Source organism: Stenotrophomonas bentonitica, from assembly GCF_002887735.1.
Classification (GTDB): domain Bacteria; phylum Pseudomonadota; class Gammaproteobacteria; order Xanthomonadales; family Xanthomonadaceae; genus Stenotrophomonas; species Stenotrophomonas bentonitica_A.
This window is the reverse complement of the sequence record NZ_PKQP01000025.1, coordinates 1-6,227: the sequence shown is the minus strand read 5'-3', so window position 1 is coordinate 6,227 and position 6,227 is coordinate 1. Positions and strand designations below refer to the sequence as shown.

Sequence of the window (6,227 nt, the reverse complement as noted above, 5' to 3'; positions counted from 1 at the left end):
GTGATCAACGAGGCGCGCACATTGCCTAGCAGCAGGAACAGCACCACCACCACCAGCAGCGCGCCCTCGATCAGGTTCTTGGACACCGTGCCGATGGTGCGGTCCACCAGCGCGGTGCGGTCATAGACGGCCTTGGCATGTACACCGGCAGGCAAGCTGGCGTTGGCGGCGTCCAGCTTGGCCGCGGCCGCCTGGGAGACCTCCCGGCTGTTGGCGCCGAACAGCATGAAGGCGGTACCGACCACGACCTCATGGCCATTCTGGGTGGCCGCGCCGGTGCGAAGCTCCTTGCCTTCGCCCACGCTGGCCACATCGCGCACCCGGATGGGCACGCCGTCACGGCGGTCCAGCACGATGTTGCCGATCGCCTCTAGATTGGCCAGCTGACCTGGCACGCGCACCAGGAACTGCTGGCCATTGCGCTCGATGTAGCCGGCGCCAATGTTCTGATTGTTGCGCATGACCGCGGCGACCACGTCGTTCAACGTGAAGCCCAGCGCCACCAGCTGGGCCGGGTCGGGGGTGATGTGGATCTGCCGCTCAAAGCCGCCGATGGTGTTGACCTCGGTGACGCCCGGCGTGGTGCGCAGCTGCGGCCGGATCACCCAGTCCTGCAGGGTGCGCAGGTCCGTGGCCGTGTACGGGGTGCCGTCGGGCTTGCGAGCGTTGGGCTCGGCCTCCACGGTGTACATGAAAATCTCGCCCAGCCCGGTGGAGATGGGGCCCATTTCCGGGTCCAACCCTTCGGGCAGCTGGGAAGAGATCTGCTGCAGGCGCTCAGCGACCTGCTGGCGGGCAAAGTACAGGTCGGTGCCGTCCTTGAACACGACAGTGACCTGGGAGAGCCCATAACGCGACAGCGAGCGGCTGTAGTCCAGCTTGGGCAGGCCGGCCATGGCCGTTTCAATGGCAAAGGTCACCCGTTGCTCGGCCTCCAGCGGCGAGTAGCCCGGGGCTTGGGTGTTGATCTGGACCTGGACGTTGGTGATGTCCGGCGTGGCGTCGATGGAAAGGTGACGGTAGCTCCACACGCCCAGCGCAACCAGCGCAGCGGTGAGCACCAGCGTCAGCCAGCGATGGCGGATGGACAGCCCAATGAGGCGTTCGAGCATGGCGGGCCTCATTCCTCTTCCACGGTGGACTTTTCGATGTCGGCCTTGATCAGGAAGCTCTGAGCCACCACCACCTGTTCACCGGCCTTGAGTCCTTCCAGTACTTCGGCGCGTTCGGCGTCGCGGCGGCCCAGCTTGACCGGCCGGGTGTGGTAGGTCTCGCCCTGCTGCACGTAGACCACGTCCTGGTCTTCAGCGGTCTGCAGCGCGGTGATCGGCACCACCAGCGCTGCCGATTGGCGATCCACAGTCACCCGCGCCTTGACCGCCGAACCGGGCCGCCACAGGCCATCGGTGTTGGCCACCGTGGCGCGCGCAATGGTGCTTTGGCTGGCGGTGGCGGTGCCGGGAAGGACGCGCTCTAAGGTGGTCTGCGCCGTGACGCCATCGCTCAAGCGGGTGACCGTCACCGGCACGCCGGCACCGATGTGCTGGACGTCGGCCCCGAAGATGTGCAGGTCCACCCACAGCGTGGACAGGCCCGCTACCTCGAACAGCGGTGCGCCCTCAGCGGCTGCCATGCCCACAGCGGCCGTACGCGCCATGACCACGCCACTGATCGGCGCGGTGACGGTGTAGGTGGTCAGGCTCAGGTTGCTCTCCACGGTGGCCAGTGCCTGGCCGGCGCGTACCTGATCGCCCACGCCGGCTCGCACGGAGCGGACCGGTCCGGGAAAGCGTGCAGTGACCTGCGCGATGCGCCCGTCAATCGGGGTCAACAGCCCTTGCACCTCATGCTCATCGGCAATCTCACCGGGGCCTGCAGGCGCGACCTGGATACCCGCCGCCTGCGCCGCTTTGGCGGCAATCTTGGTTTCCAACGGTGCCTCCTCGTGCTCACCGTGTTCTTCGCCCTCAGCGGCGGCGCCGCTCTCGGAGGCTTCGTTGGGGGCCGACGCGTTGCAGGCGGCCAGCATCAGGGCCATGCCCAGTGCGGTCCAGGAAAAGCGATTCATGGGGTCTCTCCAGTGGAAGCGGCCGCCGGCGGCGTGACAAGCGCCTGGCCGGTCAGTCGTTGAATTTCGATCAGGGCGCGCTGCGCATCGAGCGCCACGTCCAGCTGCTGCTGGGCCATGGCCGTGCATTCGGACTGCAACTGTGCCCATTCCAGGTAGCTGATCGCGCCAGCGCGATAGGCGCGCTCGGCGGCCTGCTCAGCCCGGGCCAGCTTCGGCAGCACGTCGCCTTGCAACCGTGCCACCTCGGCCTGTGCCACGGTGTAGCGGCCATGGGCCTCGACCAACGTGGAATACAGCGACAAGCCCTTGGAATCGCGCTCGATTGCCAGCACCTCCAGTTCGGCTTCACCGGCGCGAATCTCCGGCTGTGCACGGCTGCGGCTGCCCAGCGGCATGGACAGGCTGGCCACCAGCGCGGTGTCATCGGACTCCTGCAGGCGACGCACACCCAGCTGCCAGGACAGGTCCGGCGCGGCCGCCGAACGCGCCAGCTGCAGTCGTGCCTGCGCGATCCGACGGGCGTCGGCAAACTGCGCCAGTTCCGGAGTCCGCTCCAGCTCCTCGGCCAGCGTCTGCATGGACGCGATCGCCGGCAAGACCATGGGATCGGCCGCAGCCACCTCGAAGCTGGGAGCACGTTCGCCCCACAGTGCGGCCAGATGCTGACGAGCGGCGATTCGCTGCTGCTCGGCCCGATCACGGGTCAGCTCGGCCCGCGCCAGTGCAGCTTGGGCGGTGAGCACCACCGATTCTGGTGAGGCGCCGGCCTGTAGGCGCTGCCGGGCGGCCGCCACGGTCCGCTGGCGCTGACCGACATCCATGTTCGCCAGTTTGCGTTGCCGATCGGCACCGACCACGGCCAGGTAGCGCTGCGCCGTTTCGGCGAGCAGGTCCAGTCGGCCGGTCTCCCGCTGCACGGCCAGTGCATCAATCCGGCCCTGGGCCAAGGTGCGGCGGGCGTCGAGCTTGCCGCCGCGCTCCAGGACCGAGCTCAGGCTCAAGGTCAGTTCCGCGCTGTCCAGGCCGCGGGCTGCGCCAGTGCCCAAAGCGTTTTCGACCTCTGCACCGACCGTCCACGGTGGGCGCTGCACCGCCTGATCGCGCTCGGCAGCGAGCACGTTGGCCCGAGCATCGACCAGGCGCAGCTCGGGGTGGGTTTGGGCCACACGCGCAAACGCGTCGTCCAAGGTCATCAACTCGGCGGCCGACGCCGGCGTCGCCATTGCGCCGCCCAACAGCAGCCATGCGGCTATCGCCGCCAATCGCACATGCATGGAAGTACTCCGAAGGTTCTCGATATCGACAGGGTGCCGGCGCATGCCGGCGGACCTCACCCTGCGATCGGCGGTCGGAATGGCGCAATCGGGTGCGCGTGCGGATACGTCGGCGTATCGGCGTTCAGTACGGGCAAATACCGGCCGATGTCCGCCACGGCCAGCAGGATCTCAGGTGCCGGCACGGCTTGGCCGCAACACAGCACCAGCTGCTGAAGCCGGTGCAGGGCGACGTCTATGCCACGCTCGGCAGCTGGCGGCGACACTGCCGGGCCGCGGTCGGCAGTGGCCAGATGGGTTTGAACATGTAGCTCGCCGACCAGTGCCAGCACCGGCTGCGCCACCAGACCCACGGCCAAGTGCGCCAGCAGGAGCCAGCGCAGGCCAGAACCCAGCCGGCCAAGCCTGGTCATACAGCCGTCTTGCGCGCGTCGGCACGTGCCCGGCGGGCATCACCCAAGATCTCGAAGGCCTCCTTGATCACGTACAGGCCGATCAGGGCGCCGATCACGAAATCCGGGTACGGACTGGCCAGCCACCAGACCAGCAGGCCGGCCAGGATCACGCCAACATTGGCGACCACATCAGCCCGGGTGAACAGCCAGGTGGCTCGCAGATGCACTTCGCCGGACTTTAGCGGCGCCAGCATGCGCAGCACGGTCATATTGACCGCCAGCGACAGCAGGGCGGTGCCAATCATCCAGCCGCTGACCGGCTCGGCGCCGTACATCACGCGACGGCCGACCTCAACCAACACGCCCACACCCAGCACAAGCAGCACGCTGCCGCTGACCCACGCGGCATTGGCCTTGAATCGCGCCGTGCGCCCGATAGCGACCAGGCCAATGGCATAGGCGGTGGCATCGGACAGCATGTCCAGAGCGTCGGCCAGTAGGCCAGTGGAATGGGCAATCCAGCCGGCGATGCCGCCGATCACGGCCATCGCCGCGTTCAACGCTAGGGCGATCCAGAGGACGCGCCGCTCCTGCGCATTCTTGGCCTCGTGGTGGCAGCCGCAATCACTCATCGGAACATCTCCAGTCGCAGGGAAGCCGGGCCCGGGCGGGCCGCTGGCATGACACAGCAGGTGAGGGTAAAGTCCGTAGCTACTACGGAGTCAAGCGTACTACGAATGAAAATCAGTGAGGCTGCCGACGCCAGTGGATGCCACCTGGAGACGATCCGCTATTACGAGCGGATCGGCCTGCTGCCGCGCCCGGGGCGCTCGGGCAATGGCTACCGGGTCTATGGCCCGGCCGACATCGAGCGGCTGCGCTTCATTGCGCGCGGCCGGGACCTAGGCTTCAGCCTAGAGGAGGTCCGCAGCCTGCTGCAGCTGGCCGGCGATGAGGAGCTTTCGTGCGGGGACGTGGATCGGCTGGCACGCAGCCATCTGACCGACGTGCGGGCGCGCATGGCCGACCTGCAGCGCATGGCCAGCGAGTTGGAACGGGTGATTGCCAGTTGCCACGGTGGGCAGCGGGCGGAATGCACCATCCTGTCGACCCTGCGGCAGCCGGTCGCTGTGGAGGCCACGCGCCAGTGACCGAACTGGACCGCTACCTCGATGCGGCCACGCGCCAGAACACGGTGCGCAGCTATGCGTCGGCGCTGCGGCACTTTGAAGTCGAGTGGCAAGGCCACCTCCCAGCGACACCTGACAGCGTGGCCCGATACCTGGCCGCGTATGCGCAGACCCTGGCCACCAGCACCCTTCGCCAACGCCTGGCGGCCATCGCCTCTTGGCACCGCGACCACGGATTTGTCGATCCCACCCGGTCGCCGCTGGTGCGCAAGGTGCTCAAAGGCATCCAGACCCTGCACCCCGGGCAGGTCAAGCAAGCCGCGCCGCTTCAGATTCGGCGGCTGGTCGAGCTCGACGACTGGCTGGCCGCTGCGATCGCGGCGGCACGCGCGCGGGGCGACGGAGCGGCAGCGCTGCGCCACCAACGGGACCGAGCGCTGGTGCTGCTCGGATTCTGGCGTGGCTTTCGCGGCGATGAACTGCTGCGTCTGGACGTGGCCCATCTCACGCTGGTGCCGGGACAGGGGATGACCTGTTTCCTGCCGCGCAGCAAGGGCGATCGCCGAGCGGCCGGCGTTACCTACAAGGTGCCGGCGTTGTCGCGGCTGTGCCCGGTGGAGGCGACCCAGGTGTGGCTGCAGGCGGCCGACCTGCAGGAAGGACCGGTATTTCGGGCGGTCAACCAATGGGGCCAGGTGAGCGCCGAAGGCCTCCATCCCAATAGCTTGGTGCGCCTGCTACGCGAGTTGCTGACCAGTGCCGGCTTTGCCGATGCGGGGCTCCACAGCAGCCATTCGTTGCGCCGCGGCTTTGCCAGTTGGGCCAACGACCAAGGCTGGGACATGAAGGCGTTGATGGAGTACGTGGGCTGGCGCGATGTGCAGTCGGCCATGCGCTACCTGGATGGGCGTGACCCGTTTGCCCGGGACCGCATTGAAGCGAGCCTACCCAGTCCAACCGCGCCGGTACCGGCGATGGCACTGCCGGCACCCGAGGGCAAATCTGCGCTGCAGCTCCGTCTGCGCATGGTGCTGACCCCGTTTGCCCGCGCGGGCCGCGGCGCGGCCAAGGCCCGGGGCCGGATTGAAGAGATCTGCTTGGCTCCGTTCCAGGCAGTGCGTCTGAACACCGCCAGCAGCGAGTACCGGTTAACTGTTCCCACCGATCCCGATCGGGATCTGGATGAAATCCTGGCCACGTTGCTCGATGACATGCACCGCATGGCCGATACGCACCAGTGTTTCCTGGAAGCGTCTCTCAATACAGACGACGGCCGGCACTGGGATTGATCCCCTCATAACCTCCGGATCCAATGGCTACCCTTCACGAGACCGCCTACCCGCGACTGAAGCCTGAT

The 6,227-nt window shown here is 67.5% G+C and carries 7 protein-coding genes; 2 read left to right on the top strand and 5 right to left on the bottom strand.

Annotation, left to right across the window (positions count from 1 at the left end):
- The 5 genes from C0R07_RS19590 to C0R07_RS19570 all read right to left on the bottom strand — a co-directional run.
- Positions 1 to 1,112, bottom strand: a 1,112-nt coding sequence (locus C0R07_RS19590) for an efflux RND transporter permease subunit (RefSeq protein ID WP_174704376.1), incomplete at its 3' end; no start/stop codon positions are given.
- 8 nt (positions 1,113 to 1,120) lie between these two features.
- Complete coding sequence (locus tag C0R07_RS19585) at positions 1,121 to 2,068, bottom strand: efflux RND transporter periplasmic adaptor subunit (protein ID WP_102789691.1); 948 nt, start codon at positions 2,066 to 2,068, stop codon at positions 1,121 to 1,123.
- Positions 2,065 to 3,345, bottom strand: coding sequence for a TolC family protein (locus C0R07_RS19580; protein ID WP_102789690.1), 1,281 nt, complete (start codon positions 3,343 to 3,345; stop codon positions 2,065 to 2,067). The genes C0R07_RS19585 and C0R07_RS19580 overlap by 4 nt, the downstream gene beginning before the upstream one ends.
- A 56-nt stretch (positions 3,346 to 3,401) precedes the next feature.
- Entirely contained in the window at positions 3,402 to 3,758 is a 357-nt protein-coding gene (locus C0R07_RS19575; protein WP_102789689.1) for a hypothetical protein, read from the bottom strand.
- The gene (locus C0R07_RS19570) at positions 3,755 to 4,372 is read right to left on the bottom strand and encodes a cation transporter (RefSeq protein ID WP_102789688.1); all 618 of its coding nucleotides are present in this window, start codon (positions 4,370 to 4,372) and stop codon (positions 3,755 to 3,757) included. Before C0R07_RS19570 ends, C0R07_RS19575 begins: the two co-directional genes overlap by 4 nt.
- Positions 4,373 to 4,477: 105 nt before the next feature.
- On the opposite strand from C0R07_RS19570, the gene C0R07_RS19565 reads away from it, so the two are divergent.
- Complete coding sequence (locus C0R07_RS19565) at positions 4,478 to 4,891, top strand: MerR family transcriptional regulator (RefSeq protein WP_017160757.1); 414 nt, start codon at positions 4,478 to 4,480, stop codon at positions 4,889 to 4,891.
- Positions 4,888 to 6,159 carry a site-specific integrase gene (locus tag C0R07_RS19560; RefSeq protein ID WP_102789687.1) on the top strand — a complete coding sequence of 424 codons (1,272 nt, stop codon included), beginning with the start codon at positions 4,888 to 4,890 and terminating at the stop codon, positions 6,157 to 6,159. Before C0R07_RS19565 ends, C0R07_RS19560 begins: the two co-directional genes overlap by 4 nt.
- Positions 6,160 to 6,227: the final 68 nt, after the last annotated feature.

What these genes read in the sequence shown, in the direction of transcription:
- C0R07_RS19585 (WP_102789691.1), bottom strand. Translation starts at nt 2,068, where the DNA reads ATGAATCGCTTTTCCTGGACCGCACTGGGCATGGCCCTGATGCTGGCC.
- C0R07_RS19580 (WP_102789690.1), bottom strand. Translation starts at nt 3,345, where the DNA reads ATGCATGTGCGATTGGCGGCGATAGCCGCATGGCTGCTGTTGGGCGGC.
- C0R07_RS19575 (WP_102789689.1), bottom strand. Translation starts at nt 3,758, where the DNA reads ATGACCAGGCTTGGCCGGCTGGGTTCTGGCCTGCGCTGGCTCCTGCTG.
- C0R07_RS19570 (WP_102789688.1), bottom strand. Translation starts at nt 4,372, where the DNA reads ATGAGTGATTGCGGCTGCCACCACGAGGCCAAGAATGCGCAGGAGCGG.
- C0R07_RS19565 (WP_017160757.1), top strand. Translation starts at nt 4,478, where the DNA reads ATGAAAATCAGTGAGGCTGCCGACGCCAGTGGATGCCACCTGGAGACG.